A 23673-nucleotide genomic window follows, 5' to 3' on the forward strand; every position below is an offset into this window, starting at 1 on the left:
CGTTCCGATACATTACTCACCCGTTCGCCACTCGCCGGCAGGAGCAAGCTCCCCCGCTGCCGTTCGACTTGCATGTGTAAGGCATGCCGCCAGCGTTCAATCTGAGCCAGGATCAAACTCTTGAGTTTAATCACTGCTGTTACTGCTGCCCTGTTTCCAGGGCGTCGCGCTCAAAATCATCGACTGGTGATGCGAAAGCTTCTTGCGAAGCCTTCTATCTTCCATTCGTTTTTTTTCGAGCACCTGATTTCTTTTGAGCGGAACTCCCGAAGGAATCCCTGAGGCTCTCAAAAACCAGATGCCCACGCTTATCGGTTCGTTGTTCAGTTTTTAAAGATCGCTGCGCTTTAAGCGGCGCAGATCATTATTATGCATCATCAATTCCGAAATGTCAAATATTTTTCCTGCTTCTTTTCTCGGCCGCTCCGCCTGATGTCATGAGGCTGCCTGCGTCATGGAAAAATCCTCTAGGAAATCTCGGAGCTATAAGGTGCCTCTATCCAGTTGACCGGCAAGCGGCCGTGCCGGGTCAGCCACTCATTTGCCTTGCGGAAATGCCCGCAACCAATGAAAGGCACCGGAGGCCTGTTAGCTGAAAGCGGGGAGGGATGGTTGCATTTAAGAATCAAATGATCATGGCCCGACGCCATAATCAGCTTCTCTTTTTTTTGGGCGGCGGCGCCCCACAGCAAGAAAACCTTTGGTGCACTGTTTCGTGCCAACGCATCGATGACCTGATCAGTCAGAATTTCCCAACCTCTGCCGGCATGACTCCCTGCCCTCCCCTCCTCTACGGTCAAAACCGCATTCTGAAGGAAAACTCCTTGCAAAGCCCAAAATGACAGGTCTCCGGAAACCGGGCACTGATCAGAGTACTCGCGGCGAAGTTCCTTAAAAATATTTCTAAGGGAAGGCGGAACAGGGCACTTGGCAGACACGGAAAAAGCCAACCCCTGAGCCTGGTCCCTCTCATGATAGGGATCCTGTCCCATGATGACGACCTTCACGCCATCACGCGGCGTCAGTTCGAAAGCCCTAAACGGGGTCGGAGGGTAGATGACAGCTCCCTGCTCTGATCTTTCTTTTAAGAACCTCTCCAGCCTTAGTCCCGGCTCTGAAAGGAAAAATTTTTTTAAAAGTGGCTCCCACCCGTTGGCTGCGCACCCTTCAGGCCACAGCATAAAAAAGCTCCCTCAGCCCGGCCCCGGGGTCAGCTTTCCGCATACAGGCTTCCCCAACCAAAAAAGATCGGATTCCAATCTGCTTGAGCCTTGAAACATCGGCCCTGTCGTGGATTCCGCTTTCACTGACAAGCCATCGGTCCGAAGGCACCAGCTGCTTGAGACGCACCGTCGTCTCGAGACTCACCTCGAAAGTATCCAAATTCCTGTTGTTGATGCCAATCAGAGCACGTGGAATCTCCAGTGCCCTTTCCAGTTCCTCCTCGTCGTGAGACTCAACGAGGACGTCAAGACCCTGTTCTTCCGCGGCCTGCGCCATCTCGCCGAGCTGCGAGGAAGACAAGGCGGCGATCAAAAGAACGGCATCCGCCCCCCAGGCTCGGGCCTCGAGGATCTGATAAGGATCTGACAGAAAATCCTTTCGCAGTATCGGCAGTGATGAGCACGCCCGCACCTGCATCAGAATTTCACTTGATCCAAGGAAATACCCCTCTTCGGTGAGCACCGACAAACAGGCCGCACCGTTCCTTTCATAGGACTTGGCAATTTCCTGCGGATTGAACTTTGGACGAATCAGTCCTTTGGACGGACTCGCTTTTTTAATCTCTGCGATGACAGAGCAACCGCTCAAGGACGCCTTCTCTGCCAGAGCTTTAGAAAAAACATGCCGGGGCCTGGCAGGCAGTTCCTCAATCTGCCGCAGCAGCTGAGCTTCGGGTACAGCACTTTTGCGTTCCTTCAGCCGAAGTTCCTTTTCTTTCCAGATCGTTTTCAATATTCCCTGCATGCCAGCCCCTTAGTTCAATGCCGCTAAAAATTAATACCTAACCGGAGGTTCTGTCCCGGCAAGTTCGTTTGTTTTCGCGACATATGCGCGCATTTTTTCCAAAGCAGCCCCGCTGTCGACAGCTTCCCGGGCCTTTTGAATTCCTGCGGCAATGGAAGGAACAAGGCCTGCCGTGTAAAGCCCGACGCCCGAGTTGAAAATCACCACTGTCTTTGCCGGGGTGTTTTCGCCATGAAGGACGTCCAGCATCATTTTTACAGACTCTTCGGGGCTGTTGACCTGGAGATGGCGGACAGAGCTCATCGGCAGATTGAAGTCTTCCGGATGAATGTCGTATTCACGAATCTTCCCGTCAATTAATTCGCCAATCATGGTTTTGGCACCAAGGCTGACCTCATCCATCCCATCACAGCCGTAGACAACCAAAGCCCGCCGCAGTCCCAGGTCTTTCAAAACCCGTACGCAGATGCCAACTAGATCCTGATGGAACACGCCCAGCATTTCGCAACCGGCATTTGCAGGGTTGGTCAGGGGCCCCAGAATATTGAAAATCGTCCTGACCCCCAGCTCCTTACGGACGGGAGCCGCATACTTCATGGCCGCGTGATGCAGCGGAGCAAACATAAATCCTGTGCCCGTCTCCTCGATGCACTGCGCGATCTGCTCGGGGTTGAGCATGATGTTGCCGCCGATAGCCTTCAGCGCATCCGCAGCCCCAGACTTTGAGGAAACAGACCCGCCGCCGTGTTTGGCAACCCGCCCGCCAGCTGCGGCGATGACAAACATCGAAGTCGTGGAAATATTGAACGTTTTCGCCCCGTCTCCGCCTGTCCCCACAATGTCCAAAAGCGTTTCCGGGTTCTTGACTACCACTTTCTTGGAGAGCTGGCGCATTACTTTTGCCGCCGCCGTAATTTCACCGATCGTCTCTTTTTTTACCCTCAGACCGATTGTTAGGCCTGCAATCTGCGCCTGAGTCAGCTTCCCGGTCATGAGCTCCATCCAGATCTGCGTCATTTCATCCGGGAATATTTCCCTGTGCTCAACCGTTCTCTGAATGGCCTCTGAGATAGTAATAGTCATTTTTACCTCGCAGTTAAGAGTTTAAAGATCACTGATTATTACCCGAAGAACCGGGGGAGAACCGCAGAAAACTGCTCAGGGCCCCGATCCGCGTGTGCAAAAGATTAATCCGGCAGGCAATCATCTGATTCCCCGCTCCGGTTCCGCTGCCCATCATCGCACTTTCGAACCCGCACTCCTTCTTGGCGTAGAGTTCGAATGCGCTGTTCGCTGAGCTGAGCATCGATGTCAAGCCGCCCGCACGCTTGTGCTTTTTCTGCCCGGCTCCATAGGGCTGGCCCTCGCGGTCAGACAGCTGCGCAGACAGCTTCTCAAGGATTTCCTCGTATTCGCGCTGGGTTTGGTCCAACTCCTTTTGAAGGCACTGACGGACCTGAACCCGATTTTCCGCATTTTTGTAACACTCAGACAATGCCTCTGCCTGAACAGATGCGGACACCAGCATTAAAAATGATGCACTCGCGCAAAATGCACATTTTCCAAACGCCATTTTCTAAATCCTTACATCAAGGAAATTCTTGAGCATCTCCATCCCGTGTTCCGTTGCGATGGACTCCGGATGAAACTGAACGCCCTGGATATCGTATTTCTTGTGGCGAACCCCCATGATCTCTCCGTCCGAAGATGTCGCCGTCACCTGGAGGCAGGAAGGAAGCGCATGAGGATCAATCACCAGAGAATGGTATCTTGCAACTGAAATGCCTTGCGGCAGCCCCTTGAAAACGCCCTCGTTGGTATGTTGGATGACATCAGTCTTGCCGTGCATCACGCGACCGGCAAGCGAAATTCTTCCCCCGAAGACCTCGCCGATCGCCTGGTGCCCGAGGCACACCCCCAGAATGGGCATCTTGCCTGCGAAATATTTGATCGCCGATTCTGAGATGCCTGCATTTTTAGGGACGCTGGGCCCCGGAGAAATGCACAGATAATCCGGCCTGAGACGTTCAATTTCCTCAAGCGATGTCTCATCGTTTCTAAATACCCTGACGTCCTGCCCCAGCTTTCCAAAATACTGGACGAGGTTATAGGTAAAACTGTCGTAATTGTCGATCATGACCAGCATGGCGTTCTCCTAAATTGCCTGTTCCAGCCCGTCTTCAACCATCTCTGCCGCCCTCAAAACGGCCCTGGCCTTGGTTTCAGTTTCCATGTACTCATTTTCCGGAATGGAATCTGCGACTATGCCTGCTGCCGCCTGCGCATACAGCATCTTGTTTTTGATAATGGCCGTGCGAATAGCGATGCACATATCCATGTCCCCGGCATAGGAAAAGTAACCGACGGCTCCGCCGTAAATGCCGCGGCGAACGGGTTCGAGCTCATCGATAATTTCCATGGCCCGGATCTTGGGGGCACCGGTGAGCGTACCGGCGGGAAATGAAGCCTTAAAGACATCAAAATTCGACAGCCCCGGGCGAAGACGCCCTTCAACCTCGCTGACAAGGTGCTGGATGTGACTGTATTTTTCTACGACAAACTTATCCGGGACATTAACCGAACCAATTTCCGCGATACGTCCGATGTCGTTGCGGGCCAAGTCGATGAGCATCAGATGCTCGGCTTTTTCCTTGGGATCAGTCTTCAGATCATTTTCAAATTTCTGATCCTGCTGCGGCGTCAGCCCCCTCCTGCGCGAACCCGCTATGGGGCGAATGTACACTTTCCGAGTTCCATCCGGCTCTCCTTCGCTTCGGACCAGAATTTCAGGAGAAGCGCCAACAATATGGAAATCGCCAAAATCGTAATAGTACATATAAGGCGAAGGATTCAGAGAACGCAGCGACCTGTAGAGGGATATTGGCTCATTGGCAAATTTTCTGGCGATCCTTTGCCCGATCTGGACCTGCATCACCTCCCCCTGAGCGATATAGTCCTTAGCCTTCTGAACCGCGGCTAGATAATCCTTTTTCGCAAACTCGCGGATTTCCGCCTGGCGCACGCCAGGCCCCACATACGGATTTTCAGTCGCCCTATGCAGCTTCTGCCGAAGTTCACGCAGACGGTTTACGCCCCTGGAATAGGCTTCAGGATGATTGGGATCGACATGGATGATCATGTAAATACGGCCGGAGATATTGTCAACCACCGCTATTTCTTCCGTCAGAAGAAGCACGATATCCGGAACACCCAGGTCATCCTTCTTGGGCGCCCCCAGCTTCTTTTCAATCAGACGAACCGTGTCGTAGCCCAGATACCCCACGAGTCCGCCGCTGAATCTAGGAAGACCGGGGCGCGGAGCTACCTTAAAGCGATGGAAGTACTTCTCAATGGCTTCCAGAGGGTTGCCCTCCAGCACTTCGATGACTTTCCCATCCTCAACGACGCGGGCCCGCGAATCCTCTCCGTTGATCCTTACTTCAATTCTCCGGCGGGCCGGCAGACCTATGAATGAGTAGCGCGCAAACCGCTCGCCTCCTGCTACTGATTCCAGCAGAAAGCTGTTGGGCCGGTCAGCCAGTTTTCTGTAAATAGACAAAGGGGTGTCCAGGTCAGCTAGGCACTCCGCAACCAAGGGAATGCGGTTGTAGCCTTCTGAGGCCAGGGCTTTGAATTCGGATTCGAGCATAGGGTACTCCTGCTAAATCGTCTGCCCCTGTCCCGGCGAGCTCTGAGCCCGCCTTGGTAAAAAATTCAATAAGGAGCAGACAAAAGAAATACGGAAAACAAGGGAATTCCCCGGAAAACGCGCAGGGAATTAATACGGCAGAAGCTTAGAGACGCCAAGACCATGCCCCCCGGGTGTGCAGACGGATCGACGCTGCCACCCGGCTGATGCTTCCAAATGAAACCGCAAACATCAACATGATCTAGCCAAAGAAAAGGGATAAGAGAGGATCAGCGCCGCATCTGTTTCAGCGCTTCACCAATATTGTCAAATATAGCACTAAAACCATTTTCGGAGGCCCACCTGTCTATGGGCACGCCTTCGTTATAGCCGGTTCTGACTAAAACGGACTGCATTCCCGCAGCTCGGGCAGCCAGAGCGTCATTTCGGGAATCGCCGAACATGGCGCATTGCCCCGCAGCAACGCCCAGCCTGCGGGAGGCCAGCAGAAGCATGTCCGGTGCGGGCTTCGGGGAGAGCCCGCCATCAGGAGAGATCCTCAAATTTTCCGGGAAAAACTCTTCCAATTCTGTTTTTTTTAGAACGTCTCCAATCAGAGCTCCAGCCTTGTTTGTCACCAGAGCAAGCGGAATGCCGTCTGCCCGTAAGGCAGCCAGCGACTCTTTTACCGTAGGCATCAGCCGGGTATGCGTGTTTCCGGAAACTGAAAGAGCGTTCACATAGTCCCTTGTGAATTTCTGTATCTCCTCTTCCCCGGCCTCCGGCAGCCTCGCCTGAAGAACCCGCTGAGCCAGGTTGACCACTCCTTTCCCGATATAGCGGCCGACCTCCTCCTCGCTCATCGAGGCCAGATGCCATTTCCTGAGAACCTGCTCGATTCCGAAATGCAGATCCGGCAGCGAGTCCACCAGAGTTCCATCCAGATCAAACAAAATGGCTTCGATTTTTCCTAAATACTGTACGCTCACGAACAGCACCTTTTAAATTCCCGATTTACCAATTTCGTCGCGCATGCTCCGCATAGCCTGCCGATAGCCGTCCTTGCCCTTCTGCCCGAATATGGCCGACCCGGCGACAAAAGTATCCGCACCGGCAGCGGCGATGCTGGCAATGTTTGCGGTTTTGACGCCTCCGTCGACCTCCAGCCGAATCATGTGTCCTGTCTCACTTTCATGCTGGTTCAGGACTTTCCTTGCTGCCTTTATTTTCGGAAGGCAGGAAGAGATGAACTTCTGCCCACCAAATCCCGGGTTGACGCTCATAAGAAGAACCATATCCACTTTATCCAGCACATAGTCCAGACAGGAAAGAGGGGTCGCAGGGTTAAGGGCGAGCCCTGCATGAATCCCAAAGGAGCGGATCAGCTGAAGCGTGCGGTCTATATGCCTGCACGCCTCAGCATGAAAAGTAATCCAATTGGCGCCCGCCTCAGCAAAAGGACCAACCAGCGCATCGACTGGCTCGACCATGAGATGCACATCGATGTCAACCGCAGTGTAGGGGCGGATTGCCTTTAAGACGCAGGGACCGATGGTCAAATTAGGAACAAAATGGTTGTCCATCACATCAAAATGAATCCAGTCAGCTCCTGCTTCCACGACGTCTTTGACTTCCTCCCCCAGCCGGGCGAAATCTGCCGACAAAAGAGAAGGGGCTATGAAAATTTTTTTCATCCGCTTTTCCTTGCGTTAAAGGGTAGTGTTATTTTAAAAGACCCCTGAGGTTTTCTTTTGCACCCTTTTCCTGCTTTGTTTATATAAAAGAGACTATCGTGAACTTTCAGCCGCTTCGCTGGATTCCGTCCCTCGTTCTGGCCGGCATCGCCAGCCTCGCCCTTTTCGGCTGCCAGAGCGTTCAGCCCCCCTCAGCCCAGATCAACCGCGTCAGCCACATGCCCCGGTTTGAACCCGCTTCCTTCTCTGATTTCCAGCATGTTTCGGCAAAAGACTGGGAAAATGCAAAGCAATCTTTCCAGTCTTCCTGTGCGCTGCCAGGATTCAGACAGTCTTCGCTCTGGGGACGGAGCTGCGCTTCTTTAGAAAATCAGAGCTCTGCGCGGAACTTCTTTTCCAACGGCTTCACAGTCTGGAAAATCCTGGATGAAAAACTCACGGACGGCGCCTCTTCCTTTTCAGCTACAGGTTTGCTCACCGGCTATTACGAACCTGTCCTGAAAGCCTCGCTGAAACGAACGGCTCAGTACTCCTGGCCTGTCCTATCTACTCCTCCGGATCTGATAGACGTTGACCTAGTCACTTTGTACCCCGAATTGAAGGGAAAAAGAGTCCGGGGCAAACTTTCTGGCCGCAGGCTCATCCCCTATGACGACCGGCACTCCATTGACGAACGAAGAGATCTTTACCCATATGCGATTGCCTGGCTGTCAGATCCGATTGACCAGCTTTTTCTGCAGATTCAGGGATCCGGCCAGCTTCAGATCCCTGGGAGGGGGGTTATCAGGGTCACTTACGCCAACCAAAACGGCCATCCATACAAAGCCGTGGCGCAATGGCTCATCAGGAAGGGATACATCACTCCCAAAGAGGCATCCATGCAGGCCATCAGGGCCTGGGCCAAGGACAATCCGGGAGAGATCCGCAGCCTGCTTGATTACAACCCCAGCTACGTGTTTTTCAGGCAGGACTTAACCGCCCGGCCTGGCCAAGGGCCCCGCGGAGCGCAGGGAGTCCCGCTGACCCCTCTGGCCTCCGTTGCGGTTGACCGCAGCATATGGAAGTTCGGCAGTCCGTTCATTCTTCAAGTGAGGCAGAGTTCTCCGGACATTCACTTTGTAAGGCCGGTCATAGCCCAGGATACAGGAGGAGCCATCAGGGGCATTCTCCGCTTCGATTATTTCTGGGGCTCAGGCGACGAGGCGGGGGACATGGCCGGAAGGCAAAAAAGCCAAGTCTCTGCTTGGATTCTGGTTCCCCGCGGCCACCGGCCGGAAGAACTTCTCCGGCCCTGAGCCAGGGCGGCACAAATATAAGCTCCAGAGCTGGACGTCCCTTGGCGGCTAGAAAATCGACACTCATGCTCTGCGGAACTGGCCGCCTGTCCGTCTTTGAAGCTGTCAACCTACTTAGTTTTTTGAGGGATCAAGGCTTGCATTCAAGAAATCGCACCAGAGGCTCAAATAGAATTGGATTTTTATGAAAAACTGTGCTAGGATATTATCCTCTCGCGTGGTCAGGTAGCTCAGTCGGTAGAGCAACGGACTGAAAATCCGTGTGTCGACGGTTCGATTCCGCCCCTGACCACCACTCATACAAAAAAGCGTCTTGCGATTGAATCGCTTGACGCTTTTTTCTTGACCACAATATTTATAGCAAATTGATTTTATTAATTTTATCTATTGCACGCTTTGAGTGACGCAACTCTTTTCCGCCGGGTATTGCTCGAAATGGGCATAAATGAACCATTCCCAAGGTCCCATAAAACGGGCAGTAAATTTATGCTAAAGAATAACCTGAAAGTTATACAACAGGCACACGTTCGGTTGATTTCGGCTGAGTAGACCGCAGAAAGGGTATGTTTTCTGCGGTTTTTTCTTGACCTATTTAGTGTTACTATATATAATATAGATAACATTATTGGAGCCAGCCATGTCCCGCCCCTATACCGGAAAAATCCATGTCGGCCAGCGCCGCGTAACCCGCGCCAATGGGGATGTCTACGTCTACGAGCGCCACACGCAGTACGACCGGGAGACGCAGAAGACCGTCACGTTGAAAAACAAGCTTTTGGGCAAACTAGACCCTGAGACGGGCGAAATTGTTCCGACAAGGCCTAAAAGCAAGTCTAAGAAGGAGGCTTCCGCCTCCATCGAGCACGCCTGCCTGGCTGACATCCTGGACCTTGTCGCAAGGGAAACCGGGATCGACAAGGGGCTTGAAAGCGCCTTCGGGACGGCCGCGGCTCAGAAGATCGCCACCATCGCCCGTTACCTGATCGCCACGGACGGCGCGGCGATCCCCCGCATGGAGGCCTGGCAGGTCGGCCACCCGACGCCCTACGAGGAAGGCCTGGGCGAAAGCGCCTGCAGCGAGCTCTTCGACAAGGTCGGCAAGGATGGCGACGGGCAGCAGAAGTTCTTTGCCTCCCGGGCGGCAAGGCTCGAGACGTCCCCGAGCATCGCCTTCGACTCGACCACGGTTTCGACCTGCAGCTCGGGGCAGGCCGAGGCCCGCCAAGGATTCAACAAGGACGGCGACGGGCTGGACACCGTCAAGCTGCTCACGCTCTACTCGATGAATGACCGCCAGCCCGTCGCCTTCGCGAAGCAGCCGGGGAACGTGCCGGACGTCATCTCCATCCAGAACGCCATCCGCCAGCTCCAGTGCTTCGACATCGACAAGCCCGTCGTGGTTACGGACAACGGCTTCTACAGCCAGGCGAACATGGCGGAGTTCGCACGGAACAGCATGAAGTTCCTGACGCTCGCCTCGCCCTCCACCCTCTGGATTCGGGAGATCGTCGACGAGCTGCGCGACAGGCTCGACTCGGTGTCCTCCGTCTGCTCGTTCGACACTTCGGTCCATTGCGCCTCGAAAATGGTCATGAAGGAGCTGTCCGTCGTCAGACAGAGGAGCCGCGGCGGCATTGCCGCCGGCGAGGCGGAGACCTTCAGCCGCAGGCTCTATGTCCACGTCTGCTATTCCAGGGACCGCGCCACAAAGGACGAGCAGAGGCTGGTGAACGACCTGTTCGAGCTCAAGAGGCTCGTCGAGGCTGGCGAGCAGCTCTCCCCCGCGGGCGAAAAGAAGGCGGAGAAGTTCCTCCACTGTTCGACCGTGGGCCGCGGCGGGAAGCTGAAGGTGGCCTTCATAGACGAGTCCTTCCGCGAGGCCAGGAAGTATTTCGGCTTCTTCGCGCTTGTCTCCAATGAGGTCAAGGGCGCCGAGGAGGCGCTGAAGTCCTACAGGCTGAGGGAGAATATTGAGGAGCTCTTCAATGTCCAAAAGAATGGCATGGACGGGCGCCGCCCACGCGTCTGGCACCCTGACAGCCTTCAGGGCAGGCTCTTCGTGCAGTTTGTCGCGCTCGGCTACCACTGCTACCTCACCAAGCGGATTGGCGAGATCAAGGAGCGGCTCGGCACGGAAAAGGATGGGAAAACGAAGACCGAGCTCGATCTGGAAGTCAGTCTCAAGAAATGGCTTGAGGCCAGGTCCCTGATTCAAGTCCTCGAGTGGTTTGACTGCGTGAAGACGACCTCCGTGATGACGCCGCGGGGAATGAGGCGCTGGAGCACCGAGTCCGTGAAGCGCGACCAACTGTTCCTGAAGCTGCTCGGCATTTGATGAGCCAGAGCCACGAAGGCTTTCGTGGCTCTATTGCAGAACTTTTGGGAGAATAAGGAGAATGCCAATACGGCGGCCATCATTCTTCCAAGAACCAAGAGCGAAGTCATGGCTTAGGGGGGAAAGGCGGACACAAAGGCACATTAACCTTCGGAGGCGTGTCCGGCCTGCCCACAACCTATTCACAGAAAAGCGCCAAGTGATTCAAAAACTTGGCGCTTTTCTTAGCTTAATTAACCGAGCTTGATGAATTTAATTGTTTTCAAACCTATTTCTCACTCATGCCGCCCTTCCTGTCTGGCATCCCTCGAAAGCAACTTCGGGACCTTTCGCAGTTCTCCTAAAGTAACCCGATCGTGACCTCCGAGATCCTTTAAAGTTCTTACGTCCGAGAACCCCGCCTCGGAGAACTGCCTCCGACAGGGATCGCCCTGATCAAAGCCATGCTCAACGGCAAGCCAGCCGCATGGGGAAAGAAATTTCGGAGCCTTGAGAATGATCTCCGTCAGATCATCCATCCCCTCCGGCCCGCTTACAAGCGCACCCTTCGGTTCATAGCTGAGATCTGCCAAGTAAGGGCTTGCTTCCGCAACATACGGCGGGTTTGAAACAATAAGCTCGAAGCGGCTCCCGTCAGGGACTTGGTCAAACCACCGGCTCTTGAAAAAAATAACGTTTGTTCCTGCGGCGTTGCCTGCGGCCACCCGCAGGGCAGGCTCAGAAATGTCGCAACCCGTCACCCGGGCCGAAGGATTCTCTCTCGCGATGGTCACGGCTATGCAGCCGCTCCCGGTCCCCAAATCCAGCACTCGTGGCGATTTGAACTGCCCCAGGATATGAAGCGCTGTTTCCACCAGCAGCTCAGTATCGGGCCGGGGAATCAGAACATCGGGCGTGACTTTAAAAGCCCTGCCAAAAAACTCCTGCTCGCCTGCGATATAGGCGTAAGGCTCGCCTTTAAGCCTTCGTTGAACTACCAGCCGGTAGGCCTGCTCCTGCGAAGCGGAAAGTTCCATCTCCGGGTGAGCAATTAATTTTTCAACGGGCACGCCCATGACATAGGCGAGAAGCAGCCGGGCCTCAAAGCGCCCTAGCCTGGTGCCTGCTTCCTGAAGAATGCGGCCTGCCTGCATAGTGACCGACCCTTAGCTCTGGCGCCCGGCCATCTCGGAGAGCTGCTTGGCCTGATGTTCCGTAATCAGAGCCGAAATAATCTCATCCAAATCGCCGTCCATGATCTGATCGAGTTTATACAGCGTCAAGTTAATCCGATGATCCGTAACTCTTCCCTGCGGGAAGTTATAAGTTCTGATTCTTTCGGAACGATCCCCGGACCCTATCAGGCTCTTGCGCTCCGAGGCTTCGGCCTCCTGTTGTTCTGCAACTTTTTTAGCGTAAAGCCGGGCGGCGAGCACCTGCATCGCCCGCTCCTTGTTCTGCCTCTGGCTTCGCTCGTCCTGACATTCCACGACCAGGCCGGTGGGAAGGTGGGTTATGCGGACTGCAGAGTCAGTTTTCTGCACATGCTGGCCACCCGCCCCCGAAGCCCGGTACACATCGATTCTCAGTTCCGATGGATCTATTTTTACAGCCTCCACCTCGTCGAGCTCCGGCAGCACGGCTACCGTGCACGCAGAGGTGTGAATCCGTCCCTGTGACTCCGTCACAGGGACTCGCTGCACCCGGTGGCCGCCGGATTCAAATTTGAGCTTCGAATAGGCTCCCCTGCCAATAACGCGGACAATGACTTCCTTGTAGCCTCCCAGATCGCTTTCATTCTTAGAGACTATTTCAGTTTTCCAGCCCTGCCGCTCCGCGTAACGCAGATACATGCGAAGAAGATCACCTGCAAAAAGAGCCGACTCATCCCCGCCGGTGCCTGCCCGGATTTCCAAGAAAATATTCCGATGGTCGTTGGGATCGGTCGGAAGAAGCAGCACTTTCAACTCGCTTTCCAATTCCGCCAGCCGCTTCTTGCCTGCGAGAAGCTCTTCCTGAGCCAGAGCCTTCATATCCGGGTCGGACAGCATCTCCTCGCAGTCGGAAACCTGCTGCTCCACTTTCTGGTATTCGCGCGCTTTCTGCGCCACAGGCTCGATTTCCGCCCTTTCCTGGGAGAGCGCACGATACTTGTCTATGTCGCTGCAGACTTCGGGAGACGACAGCATCGCGTCTATCTCTTCCAGCCTCCTGTCCAGAGCCCTAAGCCTAGCTCGCATTGATTCGTTCATCATGAGGAGTCTTACCGTCAAAAAAGAGGTTGGGATTTAAATCCCCAAAACTCAGGAAGCGCCGTTTTCGGACCTGGGCAGATAGAACTCCCGGAGAATTCCTGCCGCCTTGGCTCGCTCCGCCGGCGGCAGCCCGCCTCCATCGCGCAAAAGCACGGTAGGGGAATGCAGGAACTTTCGCGTCAGCGCCCTGGAGAGCTCCTCCAGCACGGTTTCAGCCTCCACCCCGGCGGCCAGCCTTTGACGAGCCTTCTGCAGTGCTTCCTGTCGAAGCTGCTCTCCCCTGCCGCGCAGAGCGCGGATTTCCGGGACGGCCTCACGCGTGGCAAGCCAGGCCTCAAAATCCCTGACACGCATTTCAATAATGGCCTCCGCCTGCGAAACCGCCACACGGCGGCTCTCTTTGCCGTAGGCCACGACTTTCCCCAGATCATCGACCGTATAGAGGTAGACATCCTCCAGCTTCGAGACTTCCGGCTCCACATCACGGGGAACGGCCAGATCAATGATCAGAATCGGACGGTGCCTGCGCTGAGCGACAGCCCGCTGGATCATGCCCAGGCCAATAATCGGCAGAGCCGATGCGGTGCAGGTGACGATGATGTCAAAATCCGAGATGATGTCAGGCAGGGACTTGAGCTCCGCCGCCTCGGCCTGAAAGCGCCGCGCAAGCGCTGCGCCGCGGTCAAGGGTGCGGTTGGCAATCACAACTCTGGCTGGATGCTGCGCACAGAAATGAGCGGCGCACAGCTCAATCATTTCTCCGGCACCGACGAACAGAATCTTTTCCTTGGAAAGGTCGCCAAACAGCTGGGAGGCCATCCGGACGCCGGCCGCGGCGAGTGAAACCGAGTTTGACCCAATGGCGGTCGCAGTGCGCACTTCCTTGGCAGCTGCAAAGGTGCAGTCAAACAAGTGTCCCAGCATCAGGCCGATCGCCTTCGCCTGCCTTGCCTCCCTCCAGGCTTTTTTGATCTGGCCGACAATCTGAGTCTCGCCAAGCACCATGGAGTCAAGCCCGCTCGCGACCCTGAAGGCGTGTCTTGCCACATCAGCCTGCCGAAACTGATAAGTGTGGGGGAGCAGTTCCCGAAGGCTGAGTCCCTTCGTGTCCGCAACAAAGGGAACCAGCTTTTGGGCAGCCAGGGATGCGTCCTCAGCCGAAAAGAAAAATTCCGTTCGGTTGCAGGTCGAAAGAATCATCGCCTCCTTTACGGCGCCTTCAGTCTTCGGAGCAAACGCATCCAGCACGGCCGGAAGCGCCTGCGCTATTTCCTCCGATGTAAAGGAGACGGACTCCCGAACAGCGAGCGGGGCTGTTTTATGGTTTAAACCTATGGCTAAGAGTTGCATTGCAGAATTTTTCCCAGGCTCTTGCAAAAGAGCCCGGGGAGGGTCATATGTCTTCTTTATTCAGGACCAAGCGGCTTTTTCTTCTGTTAAGAAAAGCAGACCACGATTATATGATCCTTTCCAAATGCCTCCGTGCCCATGCGAGCTAGTGGCTTTTATACACCTCTTTTCTGATTTTACTATTATAAATGAGAAACTCTTAAAATCTAAATCAAAACAATAGATTATCTATTATCAATCTTCCAGGAAGGACTCTCCCATCAAATACTTGTCCACGGCCTTCGCAGCATGGCGGCCATCCGCAATCGCCCTGACCACCAGGCTTTGCCCCCTTCGCATGTCTCCGGCCACGAAGACCTTGGGCACATTCGTCTGATAGGCCGAGGCTCCGGCAGCGGCAGCGCGCGCGTTTCCCCTGAGATCCTTCTCCACTCCGAAAGCGTCCAGCACTTCTGCGCTCGGATGCACGAATCCCATGGCTAGAAACGCTGCCTGGACAGGGATCTCCATTTCGGTGCCAGGCTTTTCCTTGAACACCCGGCGCCCCGTCACCGCATCATGCGACCACTCGAGCTGAACCGCCTTGACCGCGCGGAGATGGCCTTTATTATCGCCCAGGAACTCCTTGGTGCCGAAACACCAGCGGCGCTCGCATCCCTCCTCATGGAAAGCAGAGGTCCGAAGAATCCTCGGCCAGTCCGGCCAGACCGCAAACCGATCCGCTTTTTCAGGCGGCTCGGGATTGATTTCAACCTGCATGACGGAACGGGCGCCCTGCCTGTGCGCTGTGCCCACCACATCGGCCCCGGTGTCACCGCCGCCGATGACGATGACGTCCTGATCCTTGACGCAGATTTTTGACTTTCCTTCTCCCGATACCTCCCGATTGCAGACCTGCAGAAGCTCCAGAGCAAAATGCACCCCCTGAAGCTTGCGGCCCGGAACATCGAGATCGCGTGGCACCTCGGACCCGCCGCAAAGCACGACCGCGTCATAGGCATTAATAAGATCAGATGCCGCTATTTTCTTCTTGGCCTTGGAGCCCACGCCCGGAGAAAAACGGTCGGATCCCACCGCAGTGGAGACCACAAACTTCACGCCTTCTGCCTTCATCTGTTCGAGTCTGCGGTCCAGCACCGACTTGGAAAGCTTGAAATCCGGAATTCCAAACCTGAGGAGCCCGCCCGGGCGTTCGTTTTTTTCGTAAACGGTCACATCGTGCCCGGCTCTCGCAAGCTGTTGGGCGCAGGCGAGACCGGAAGGCCCTGAACCGACGACAGCCACCTTTTTGCCGCTTTTCTCCTTGGGAATCAGGGGCACAACCCAACCCTCTTTCCATGCGCGCTCCACAATGGCATTCTCAATGGCCTGGATGGTCACGCTGGAATCTTTTGCGAACCCCAGGGAGCAGGACCCCTCGCACAAAGCCGGACAGACCCGGCTGGTGAATTCAGGGAAATTATTGGTGCTCGCCAGACAGAGCCAGGCCTGTTTCCACTCGCCGCGCCTGACATCGTCATTGAACTCGGGAGCCAGGTTATGAACAGGGCAGGCCTGCGCACAGAAAGGCGTGCCGCACTCCATGCAGCGCTCGGCCTGCTCGATGGCTTTTTGCGGGGACAGCGTATGCCGGAACTCGCTCCAGCGCACAATCCGCTTCTCGACAGGATCCTCGGCCCGCTCTTCTCTCTCTATTTCCATAAAGCCGCGATTATTTATCATTTTTAAGGCTCCTTTCAGTGGATGAGGCCAGCTTGCAGCACTTTGCGGTACTCAAGGGGGAATATCTTGACGAACCTCGCCCTAGAGACCTGCCAGTTGTCCAGAAGCTCCTTGGCCCTTGCGCTACCCGTATATCTGTAGTGGCTGGCGATCAGCTCGTGGAGAAGCTCCTCGTCCGTGCGGCCCTGGTGCCACAGGGCGCGGCTTTCATTTCTCTCCTGCTCGGCCGAGGAGGGCACGCGCTCGAGCATGACCGAGGCCGAATTGCAGCGTCTTTCGAAATCCCCCTTGTCGTCGTAGACGTATGCGATTCCTCCGCTCATACCCGCAGCGAAATTCCTACCCGTTTCCCCGAGCACAACTACCGTCCCGCCGGTCATGTACTCGCAGCCGTGGTCCCCGCAGCCCTCGACCACCGCCGAGGCACCGGAAAGCCTGACGGCAAAACGCTCGCCAACTACGCCGTTGAAGTACGCTTCGCCGGAGGTTGCGCCATAAAGCGTCGTGTTACCCGCAATGACGTTTTCCGCGCCGCGGCCGTGAAATTCGTCTGTACACTCCACGATGATTCTTCCGCCGCACAGTCCCTTACCCACGTAGTCGTTGGCCTCGCCCTTCAGATCGAGAGTAATGCCGGGAACAAGGAAAGCCCCCAGGCTCTGTCCCGCGCTGCCGTGCAGTTCAACATGGATAGTGTCATCGGGCAGTCCCTCCTTCCCGTACCTGAGGGCGACCTGGCTTGACAGCAGGGTGCCGCAGGTGCGGTTGACATTGTGGACATCGAGGGACATGCGCACCTTCTCGCCTTTTTCCAAGGCCGGCTTCGCAAGTCGTATCAGCTCCCAGTCGAGGCTCTTCTCCAGCCCGTGGTCCTGGACGGTGCTGTTGCGCCGCTCCTCAGGGCTGGAAACCTCAGGCTCATAGAGCACTCTCGAGCAGTCTATCTTCGAGGCCTTGCCACCCGCATCTGCGCGCTGCACTAGGCAGTCTGCGCGTCCGATCATATCGTCGAAACGGCGGAAGCCGAGCGAGGCCATCAGCTCACGCACCTCTTCGGCCACAAAGTGGAAATAATTCACCAGATGCTCGGGCTTGCCGTGAAACAGCGCGCGCAATTCCGGATCCTGAGTCGCTATGCCGGCCGGGCAGGTGTTCAGATGGCATTTGCGCATCATCATGCAGCCCAGAACCACCAGTGGGGCCGTGGCAAACCCGAATTCATCGGCGCCGAGCAGCGCTCCTATAACAACATCGCGGCCAGTCTTGATCTGCCCGTCAACCTGAATGCGAACGCGGCTGCGCAGGCGATTCACCACCAACGTCTGCTGCGTCTCGGACAGGCCGATCTCCCAGGGAGTCCCGGCGTGCTTGACTGAAGACAAGGGGCTGGCGCCTGTGCCTCCGTCATGTCCGGAAATCACGATATGGTCCGCTTTGGCCTTGGCTACACCGGCGGCGATGGTCCCCACGCCAGATTCGCTGACCAGCTTCACGGAGATGGAGGCCTTCGGATTGGCGTTCTTCAGGTCGTGGATAAGCTGGGCCAGATCCTCGATGGAGTAAATGTCATGGTGTGGAGGCGGCGAAATAAGGCCGACGCCAGGCACCGAGTAGCGTAGCTTTGCAATATAGGGGCTCACTTTTTTGCCGGGGAGATGTCCGCCTTCGCCCGGCTTGGCCCCCTGGGCCATCTTGATCTGGATCTGGTCTGCTGACAGCAGATACGTTTCCGTCACGCCGAACCGGGCCGAAGCCACCTGCTTGATCCGGGAGCACAGGGAGTCTCCCTTTTTCAGATCAAGCCGCCCGGCAACGACGTCCTTGCCCAGGATGTCGGCCAGCGTCATGCCATCTTCGATGCCAGAGCTGCCCGTACGCAGTTCCCTCTCGTAGCGCTTTTCATCCTCGCCGCCTTCGCCTGTGTTGCTTTTCCCGCCGATGCGGTTCATGGCAACGGCAAGAGCCGCGTGCGCCTCCGCGGAGATAGAGCCCAGCGACATGGCCCCGGTTGCGAAGCGCTTGACGATTTCATCCGCGCTTTCCACCTCCGAGAGCGGCACCGCCGCCTCCGGGTTCAGCTTAAAGTCAAAAAGCCCGCGAATCGTCATGTGCCTTTTGCTCTGATCGTTGATGATCTGGGCGTATTCACGGTATCGGCCGTAATCGTTGAAGCGGGCGGCTCTCTGCAGGGCGCCGATGGCCTGGGGCGTCCACATGTGCTCCTCGCCCCTCGGCCTCCAGGCGTACTCTCCCCCGTCATCGAGCTGGAGGCTCATCGAAGGCGCCCGATGGAACGCCTCGTGATGCATGTTTACGGCCTCCTGCATGACATCGAAAAGGCCCAGGCCGCCGATCGAGGAGCGGGTTCCCTTGAAATACCGGTCCATCAGCTCCTGGGACAGCCCGATCGCCTCAAAGATCTGCGCGCCTCGATAACTCATGTAAGTGGAGATGCCCATTTTGGCCATGATTTTCGTCAGTCCCTGGTCAAGGGCGTAAATGTAGTTCTCCACCGCTTTTTCACTGGTCAGGCCACCATGCGCAGAGCCGTCTCCGTAATAGTCACGGAGCGTTTCAATGGCCAGGTACGGATGAACGGCTTCGGCCCCGAAACCGGCCAGGAGAGCGAAATGGTGCGTTTCTCTGGCGCTTCCGGTTTCGACCACAATGCCCGTCTGAGTACGCAGTCCCGCCTTGATCAGGTGCTGGTGCAACGCGCTGGTGGCCAGCAGTGCCGGCACCGCCACCATCTTCTCATCAACGCCGCGGTCCGAGACGATGAGAATGTTGAAGCCGCTGCGGACGGCGTCCACGGCCTTCGCGCACAAACTGGCAAGATGGGCCTCCACCCCGGCCGCGCCCCACTCCACCGGATAGCACAGCGACAGGCGGCAGGAACGGAACTTTCCGGCCGTGTATCTGGAAATTTGATTGATCTTCTCCATCTCACCGTCGTTGAGAATCGGCTGGTTCACCACCAAGCGACGCGGCGGATTCACGTTATTAATATCGAGAAGATCGGGCTTAGGGCCGATGAAGCTGATCAGGGAAGTCACCATCTCTTCCCGAATCGGGTCGATCGGCGGATTGGTCACCTGAGCGAAAAGCTGCTTGAAGTACTGGTAAAAGGACTGGCTTCGCGATGAAAGCACCGGCAGTGAAGTATCGTCGCCCATCGATCCCAGGGGCTCCTTTCGCTCCTCGGCCATGGGACACATCAGGACCTTCAGGTCTTCGGCAGTGTAGCCGAACGCCTGCTGCTCGCGGACAAGGGGAATCTTGCGCAGGTGCGGCAGCTTTTTCGGCTCCTCAATGGCCGACAGCTTAATGTTGATTTTCTGGGTCCACTCCTCATAGGGATGCGCGCCCGCGAGCTGTTTTTTGACTTCTTCGTCGCTGATGATCCTTCCGAGCCCAGTGTCAATCAGGAGCATCTTGCCCGGGTGCAACTTCTGCTTTCTCCGAATCCTTGAGTCCGGCACAGGGATGACTCCCGCCTCGGAGGCGAGGATGACGTAGTCGTCGTCGGTCTCCACGTAACGGGCCGGCCTCAGGCCATTGCGGTCGAGAGTCGCGCCAATTCTCACTCCGTCGGTGAAGGCGATGACGGCCGGTCCGTCCCAGGGCTCCATGATGGCGGCGTTGTACTCGTAGAGGGCCCGTTTTTCGGGCTCCATGTCCTTTTCCGCTCTTTCCCAAGCCTCTGGGATCAGCATCATCACGGCGTGCGGCAGTGAGTAGCCGCACATCACCAGCAGCTCCAGCGCGTTGTCGAGGCAGGCCGTGTCGCTCTGTCCCTCATAGATCAGCGGCGAGAGTTTTTTCAAGTCCTCGTCCGAGAGAACAGCGCTCTTCATCCCTTCGCGGGCCCTGATCCAGTTGAAGTTGCCTTTGACCGTGTTGATTTCGCCGTTGTGAGCGATGTAACGGTAGGGATGGGCGAGCTCCCAGCTCGGGAAAGTGTTGGTCGAAAACCTCTGGTGAACCAGCGCGATGGCGCTCTTGCATAGAGGATTGGCGAGATCCCGGTAGTAAACCCTCACCTGATCGGCCAGCAACAGCCCCTTGTAAACCACGGTTCTAGTGCTCATGGACGGCACAAAATACTCGTGCCCGTGCGTAAGCTTGAGCGCCTGGATTTTGTGGCTCGCGCTCTTGCGGATGACATAAAGGCGCCGCTCGAGAGCCTCCTGCACCATCACGTCCGGGCCTCGGCCGATGAAAATCTGACGGATGACAGGCTCGCTCGCTTTCACCGTCGGGGAGGTCGGCATCTCGTGGTCGACCGGCACCTCGCGCCACCCAATGACCACCTGGCCCTCGGCCCGCACGGCCCGCTCAAGCTCTTCTTCGCAGGCGCGGCGGCTGGCCGGCTCCCTGGGCAGGAAAATCATGCCGACCCCGTACTCTCCCGGCGGGGGCAGAGTGATGCCCAGCTGTCCGAACTCCGCCCTGAAAAGTTCATCGGGGATCTGAATCATGATGCCGGCGCCGTCCCCGCACAGGGGGTCGGCCCCGACGGCCCCGCGGTGATCCAGGTTGTGCAGGATCTTCAACCCCTGTTCGATCGTGCGGTGCGTCGCAACTCCCTTGATGCTTGCGACAAAGCCCACGCCGCAGGAGTCATGTTCATATGCCGGGGAATAAAGCCCCTTTTCTGCAGCCTCGCGGGCCGCCTCTGCCTTTTTCATCGTTGTCTCCCTGCGCTGTTTTCGAACACCAAGGGCGTTCCGCGCTGATGGGATTCATTTTTGCCGCAGAGGCCGAGGATTCGCAACGATGTCGCCCCCTTGATATGTCCCTAATTTCCAATAAATGCGATGTAGCTTGCTCTATAATAAGGGACATATCATATTTATCGTAGAGACACAACCTTACCGCCGAGGCCTTCGCGGCCGGCCCGGCTTCCTGCCGGTTGGAACCCTGTCGCGAGGAACGCCGCTCGAATCCATCCATCCCTTCGCACCAAAGGGGCGGCCCAGGCGGGTGGCGCAGCGCAGCTCGTCCAGCCATCGGCCGGACTCCGCCTTCATAAGAAAGTCCTGATACCTAGCCTGACGGTCGAACGGCGTGTTGCCCAAATCCCACCAGGATCTCGGAGTTTCGACATCAATCGCGCCGGGAGTCCCCATCACACGGGCCGAGCAGCTCGACCAGCGGTATTCCCACGGCCGTTCGCATACGCCCTGAAAGCAGGCCAGAGCGTCTACAAACCTCATCGCCCTCAGCTCCCAAGACGAGTCAACGGGACAGCTGTAATACCTGCCGGTCCACGGGGACCCGGTCAGGTGATGCCGCTGGTTGTACTGGGGAACCCAGCGGCGGCCAAGGCCCTGCATCAGCAGGGCGAGAGCGCCTTTCTCGCGGGGCCGGACCAGCAGGTGCACGGAATCCGGCAGCAGGGACCATGCGAGAAGACTGGCTTCCCTCTCCCTTGCTTCTTCCGAGAGCGCATGGAGCAGCATCACGCAGTCGGCCTCGTCGAAAAAAACCGTCTGCCGCCCCCTGAGAGCTACATGATGGATTTCGCCCACCAGCTCTAAACGCGCCATTCTTGCCATGGAGGCCTCTTTGATGGGAAATAAAAAAAACACCGAGGCGCCGCCCCGCAGCGATGCCTCAGTGCCTTCGTCCCAGCCTGCACAGCCGCACCGGCCTGTTTCAGAGTTGGGACCCCGTCAATAACCTGGTGCCCGTTGTCTGACTCGAACAGACGACCTTTCGCTTACAAGGCGAGTGCACTACCAACTGTGCTAAACGGGCAGGTATGGAACTATACCCGATTATTTGATTTTTTGTATGTTCAGCCGCTTCCCGCTCCCCGTCTGAGCGGGCTGGGCGTCAGCCGCGGGCTTGTAGTCCAGACAGAAGCCCGCCTCGGGGCATTCGGCGGGATAAGCCGCTATCACGGCGCGAACCGGAATCCTGATTTCACTTGCCTGCATGCCGAAGCGCGCCGCAAAAGTGATCTCTTCATTGCCAAAGTCGGCGTTGTGGGCAGCCTCGGCGGAGACGTTCAGCACGATCTGTCCATCCCGAACGTACTCGCGCGGAACCTGCACCCCGTCGTCGACCTGGATGACAAGATAAGGGCGCAGGCCATTGTCCTCACACCACTGGACCATGGCCCGGATCAGGTAGGGCTTCAACGGGACTGCAGGGTGGAAATCGCTTGTATCGTTCATATCAGCGGCGCATCACTTTTTCTGAAGGGGTCATGGACTCCATGAAAGCGGGCCGGGAGAACACTCTCTCCGCATAAATCTGGATCGCCTTCGCCGTCTTGGGCAGCTCGATCTTGTAGTAGTCAAGCCTCCAGAGAAGAGGGGCTATGCAGATGTCGAGCATGGAGAAATCTTCTCCGAGGAAATACTTGTTCTTGGAGAGGTGGCCGGAAAACTGCTGCAGCTGGTTGGCGATGCTCCTTCTGGCGATCGCCTTGTCTTTCTCGGCCGAGGCATGATTCTCCAGAACGCGCACAGGCTGATAGAGCTCGCGCTCAAACCCGTAGAGGAACATGCGGGTGCGGGCGCGCGTGATGGGATCCGGCGGCATGAGCTGAGGATGAGGAAACCGCTCATCAATGTATTCGTCAATGACGTTGGCTTCATAAAGGATAAGGTCCCTCTCACTGAGGACAGGCACCGTCCCGTACGGAGTCATGGCCTTGACTTCGGGCGGGATGTTGAACATGTCCACATCGCGAATCTCGAAGTCCATGCCCTTCTCGAAGAGAACAAAGCGGCAGCGATGAGAAAAAGGATCCGTTGTGCCAGAATACAATACCATCATATGATGCTGTTTCCCCGATTGAAGAAAAGCCTCGTTCCTTTTAGCCAAGGAGAAAGACTTTTGGTTCAGAAAACGGCTTTACGCCGTTTTTGATTTTAAAATAGTTATTTTAGAACTTTCAGCAAAGTGCCGCCAAAGCCAGCCTTTAGCGCAGCTCCGGCGCCTGTTCTCATCAACCTAAAGGTACCACGATGAGTTTTTTAAAAGAATTCCAAGCCTTCATCTCCAAAGGCAACGTCATGGATCTGGCTGTCGGCGTCATCATCGGCGGCGCTTTCAACCAGATTGTCTCGAGCCTTGTAAAGGACATCATCAACCCGGTGGTGGGCTTCATCATCGGCAAGCCGGATTTCCACAACCTGTTCTGGGTCATGAAGTTGCCCGACGGCTACACCGGACCGCAGACCTACGAGGCCCTCACCAAGGCCGGCGCCACCGTGTTCGGCTACGGCGCCTTTCTGACGGCGGTGATCCAGTTCCTCCTCCTGTCTCTGGTCATCTTCTTCATCATCAAATCGATGAACACGATGCGCGAGCGGCTGGAGCGCAAGCAGCCCCCCGCTCCGTCCGCTCCGGCGCCGGTCCCTGAAGACATCCAACTGCTACGGGAAATCCGCGACCTGATGAAGAAAAACGGCTGATTTTTCATCTCTCC

General features: G+C 56.3%; 19 protein-coding genes, 2 tRNA genes and 1 rRNA gene. 4 read left to right on the top strand and 18 right to left on the bottom strand.

Going from position 1 to position 23673, the window contains the following annotated elements; translation table 11 throughout:
* The 9 genes from MAF45_RS06290 to rpe form a co-directional block, all read right to left on the bottom strand.
* A 16S ribosomal RNA gene (locus tag MAF45_RS06290) occupies positions 1–128 on the bottom strand; the annotation flags it as partial.
* A 339-nt stretch (positions 129–467) separates the two neighbouring features.
* Complete coding sequence (locus MAF45_RS06295; protein WP_237978712.1) at positions 468–1181, bottom strand: uracil-DNA glycosylase; 714 nt, start codon at positions 1179–1181, stop codon at positions 468–470.
* Complete coding sequence (gene trpC / locus MAF45_RS06300; RefSeq protein ID WP_237978713.1) at positions 1168–1968, bottom strand: indole-3-glycerol phosphate synthase TrpC; 801 nt, start codon at positions 1966–1968, stop codon at positions 1168–1170. Before trpC ends, MAF45_RS06295 begins: the two co-directional genes overlap by 14 nt.
* Before the next feature lie 30 nt (positions 1969–1998).
* On the bottom strand, positions 1999–3051 hold the full coding sequence (gene trpD, locus MAF45_RS06305; RefSeq protein WP_237978715.1) for an anthranilate phosphoribosyltransferase: 1053 nt from the start codon (positions 3049–3051) through the stop codon (positions 1999–2001).
* 28 nt (positions 3052–3079) lie between these two features.
* Positions 3080–3541, bottom strand: coding sequence for a lysozyme inhibitor LprI family protein (locus MAF45_RS06310; protein ID WP_237978716.1), 462 nt, complete (start codon positions 3539–3541; stop codon positions 3080–3082).
* Positions 3542–3544: 3 nt separating this feature from the next.
* A complete protein-coding gene (locus MAF45_RS06315; protein WP_237978717.1) occupies positions 3545–4114 on the bottom strand; it encodes an anthranilate synthase component II in 570 nt (189 codons plus the stop codon).
* A gap of 9 nt (positions 4115–4123) precedes the next feature.
* On the bottom strand, positions 4124–5617 hold the full coding sequence (gene trpE / locus MAF45_RS06320; RefSeq protein WP_237978718.1) for an anthranilate synthase component I: 1494 nt from the start codon (positions 5615–5617) through the stop codon (positions 4124–4126).
* Positions 5618–5886: 269 nt separating this feature from the next.
* On the bottom strand, positions 5887–6594 hold the full coding sequence (locus MAF45_RS06325) for an HAD-IA family hydrolase (RefSeq protein WP_237978720.1): 708 nt from the start codon (positions 6592–6594) through the stop codon (positions 5887–5889).
* A 3-nt stretch (positions 6595–6597) separates the two neighbouring features.
* Positions 6598–7290, bottom strand: a complete 693-nt coding sequence (rpe, locus tag MAF45_RS06330) for a ribulose-phosphate 3-epimerase (protein ID WP_237978722.1) — start codon at positions 7288–7290, stop codon at positions 6598–6600.
* Positions 7291–7508: 218 nt separating this feature from the next.
* On the opposite strand from rpe, the gene mltA reads away from it, so the two are divergent.
* The 3 genes from mltA (at position 7509) to MAF45_RS06345 (ending at position 10920) form a co-directional block, all read left to right on the top strand.
* Positions 7509–8585 (top strand): murein transglycosylase A, encoded by a 1077-nt coding sequence (mltA, locus tag MAF45_RS06335; protein ID WP_237978723.1) that lies wholly within the window; start codon positions 7509–7511, stop codon positions 8583–8585.
* A 219-nt stretch (positions 8586–8804) separates the two neighbouring features.
* Positions 8805–8880 (top strand) — tRNA-Phe (locus tag MAF45_RS06340).
* Between the two features lie 342 nt (positions 8881–9222).
* Positions 9223–10920, top strand: coding sequence for an IS1634 family transposase (locus MAF45_RS06345; protein ID WP_237978724.1), 1698 nt, complete (start codon positions 9223–9225; stop codon positions 10918–10920).
* 275 nt (positions 10921–11195) lie between these two features.
* Here MAF45_RS06345 and prmC read toward each other — a convergent pair whose 3' ends face one another.
* The 9 genes from prmC to MAF45_RS06390 form a co-directional block, all read right to left on the bottom strand.
* The gene (prmC, locus tag MAF45_RS06350; protein ID WP_237978725.1) at positions 11196–12053 is read right to left on the bottom strand and encodes a peptide chain release factor N(5)-glutamine methyltransferase; all 858 of its coding nucleotides are present in this window, start codon (positions 12051–12053) and stop codon (positions 11196–11198) included.
* Between the two features lie 12 nt (positions 12054–12065).
* Positions 12066–13151: a peptide chain release factor 1 gene (gene prfA / locus MAF45_RS06355; protein WP_237978945.1), complete on the bottom strand. Its 1086-nt coding sequence runs from the start codon at positions 13149–13151 to the stop codon at positions 12066–12068.
* 51 nt (positions 13152–13202) lie between these two features.
* Positions 13203–14504, bottom strand: coding sequence for a glutamyl-tRNA reductase (gene hemA, locus MAF45_RS06360; protein ID WP_237978726.1), 1302 nt, complete (start codon positions 14502–14504; stop codon positions 13203–13205).
* Between the two features lie 234 nt (positions 14505–14738).
* Positions 14739–16226 carry a glutamate synthase subunit beta gene (locus tag MAF45_RS06365; protein WP_237978727.1) on the bottom strand — a complete coding sequence of 496 codons (1488 nt, stop codon included), beginning with the start codon at positions 16224–16226 and terminating at the stop codon, positions 14739–14741.
* Between the two features lie 14 nt (positions 16227–16240).
* Positions 16241–20917, bottom strand: coding sequence for a glutamate synthase-related protein (locus MAF45_RS06370; protein WP_237978728.1), 4677 nt, complete (start codon positions 20915–20917; stop codon positions 16241–16243).
* A 183-nt stretch (positions 20918–21100) separates the two neighbouring features.
* Positions 21101–21787 (bottom strand): transposase, encoded by a 687-nt coding sequence (locus tag MAF45_RS06375; RefSeq protein ID WP_237978729.1) that lies wholly within the window; start codon positions 21785–21787, stop codon positions 21101–21103.
* A gap of 126 nt (positions 21788–21913) precedes the next feature.
* Positions 21914–21989, bottom strand: a tRNA-Thr gene (locus tag MAF45_RS06380).
* 20 nt (positions 21990–22009) lie between these two features.
* A complete protein-coding gene (locus tag MAF45_RS06385) occupies positions 22010–22411 on the bottom strand; it encodes a stringent starvation protein B (protein ID WP_237978731.1) in 402 nt (133 codons plus the stop codon).
* A 1-nt stretch (position 22412) separates the two neighbouring features.
* Positions 22413–23018 (bottom strand): glutathione S-transferase N-terminal domain-containing protein, encoded by a 606-nt coding sequence (locus MAF45_RS06390; protein ID WP_237978733.1) that lies wholly within the window; start codon positions 23016–23018, stop codon positions 22413–22415.
* A 191-nt stretch (positions 23019–23209) separates the two neighbouring features.
* Between MAF45_RS06390 and mscL the strand changes: the two genes are divergently transcribed.
* A complete protein-coding gene (mscL, locus tag MAF45_RS06395) occupies positions 23210–23659 on the top strand; it encodes a large conductance mechanosensitive channel protein MscL (protein ID WP_237978735.1) in 450 nt (149 codons plus the stop codon).
* Positions 23660–23673: the final 14 nt, after the last annotated feature.

The organism is Mesosutterella porci, assembly GCF_022134585.1.
GTDB classification, from domain to species: domain Bacteria; phylum Pseudomonadota; class Gammaproteobacteria; order Burkholderiales; family Burkholderiaceae_F; genus Mesosutterella; species Mesosutterella porci.

What these genes read in the sequence shown, in the direction of transcription:
- MAF45_RS06295 (WP_237978712.1), bottom strand. Translation starts at nt 1,181, where the DNA reads ATGCTGTGGCCTGAAGGGTGCGCAGCCAACGGGTGGGAGCCACTTTTA.
- trpC (WP_237978713.1), bottom strand. Translation starts at nt 1,968, where the DNA reads ATGCAGGGAATATTGAAAACGATCTGGAAAGAAAAGGAACTTCGGCTG.
- trpD (WP_237978715.1), bottom strand. Translation starts at nt 3,051, where the DNA reads ATGACTATTACTATCTCAGAGGCCATTCAGAGAACGGTTGAGCACAGG.
- MAF45_RS06310 (WP_237978716.1), bottom strand. Translation starts at nt 3,541, where the DNA reads ATGGCGTTTGGAAAATGTGCATTTTGCGCGAGTGCATCATTTTTAATG.
- MAF45_RS06315 (WP_237978717.1), bottom strand. Translation starts at nt 4,114, where the DNA reads ATGCTGGTCATGATCGACAATTACGACAGTTTTACCTATAACCTCGTC.
- trpE (WP_237978718.1), bottom strand. Translation starts at nt 5,617, where the DNA reads ATGCTCGAATCCGAATTCAAAGCCCTGGCCTCAGAAGGCTACAACCGC.
- rpe (WP_237978722.1), bottom strand. Translation starts at nt 7,290, where the DNA reads ATGAAAAAAATTTTCATAGCCCCTTCTCTTTTGTCGGCAGATTTCGCC.
- mltA (WP_237978723.1), top strand. Translation starts at nt 7,509, where the DNA reads ATGCCCCGGTTTGAACCCGCTTCCTTCTCTGATTTCCAGCATGTTTCG.
- MAF45_RS06345 (WP_237978724.1), top strand. Translation starts at nt 9,223, where the DNA reads ATGTCCCGCCCCTATACCGGAAAAATCCATGTCGGCCAGCGCCGCGTA.
- prmC (WP_237978725.1), bottom strand. Translation starts at nt 12,053, where the DNA reads ATGCAGGCAGGCCGCATTCTTCAGGAAGCAGGCACCAGGCTAGGGCGC.
- prfA (WP_237978945.1), bottom strand. Translation starts at nt 13,151, where the DNA reads ATGAACGAATCAATGCGAGCTAGGCTTAGGGCTCTGGACAGGAGGCTG.
- hemA (WP_237978726.1), bottom strand. Translation starts at nt 14,504, where the DNA reads ATGCAACTCTTAGCCATAGGTTTAAACCATAAAACAGCCCCGCTCGCT.
- MAF45_RS06365 (WP_237978727.1), bottom strand. Translation starts at nt 16,226, where the DNA reads ATGATAAATAATCGCGGCTTTATGGAAATAGAGAGAGAAGAGCGGGCC.
- MAF45_RS06370 (WP_237978728.1), bottom strand. Translation starts at nt 20,917, where the DNA reads ATGAAAAAGGCAGAGGCGGCCCGCGAGGCTGCAGAAAAGGGGCTTTAT.
- MAF45_RS06375 (WP_237978729.1), bottom strand. Translation starts at nt 21,787, where the DNA reads ATGGCAAGAATGGCGCGTTTAGAGCTGGTGGGCGAAATCCATCATGTA.
- MAF45_RS06385 (WP_237978731.1), bottom strand. Translation starts at nt 22,411, where the DNA reads ATGAACGATACAAGCGATTTCCACCCTGCAGTCCCGTTGAAGCCCTAC.
- MAF45_RS06390 (WP_237978733.1), bottom strand. Translation starts at nt 23,018, where the DNA reads ATGATGGTATTGTATTCTGGCACAACGGATCCTTTTTCTCATCGCTGC.
- mscL (WP_237978735.1), top strand. Translation starts at nt 23,210, where the DNA reads ATGAGTTTTTTAAAAGAATTCCAAGCCTTCATCTCCAAAGGCAACGTC.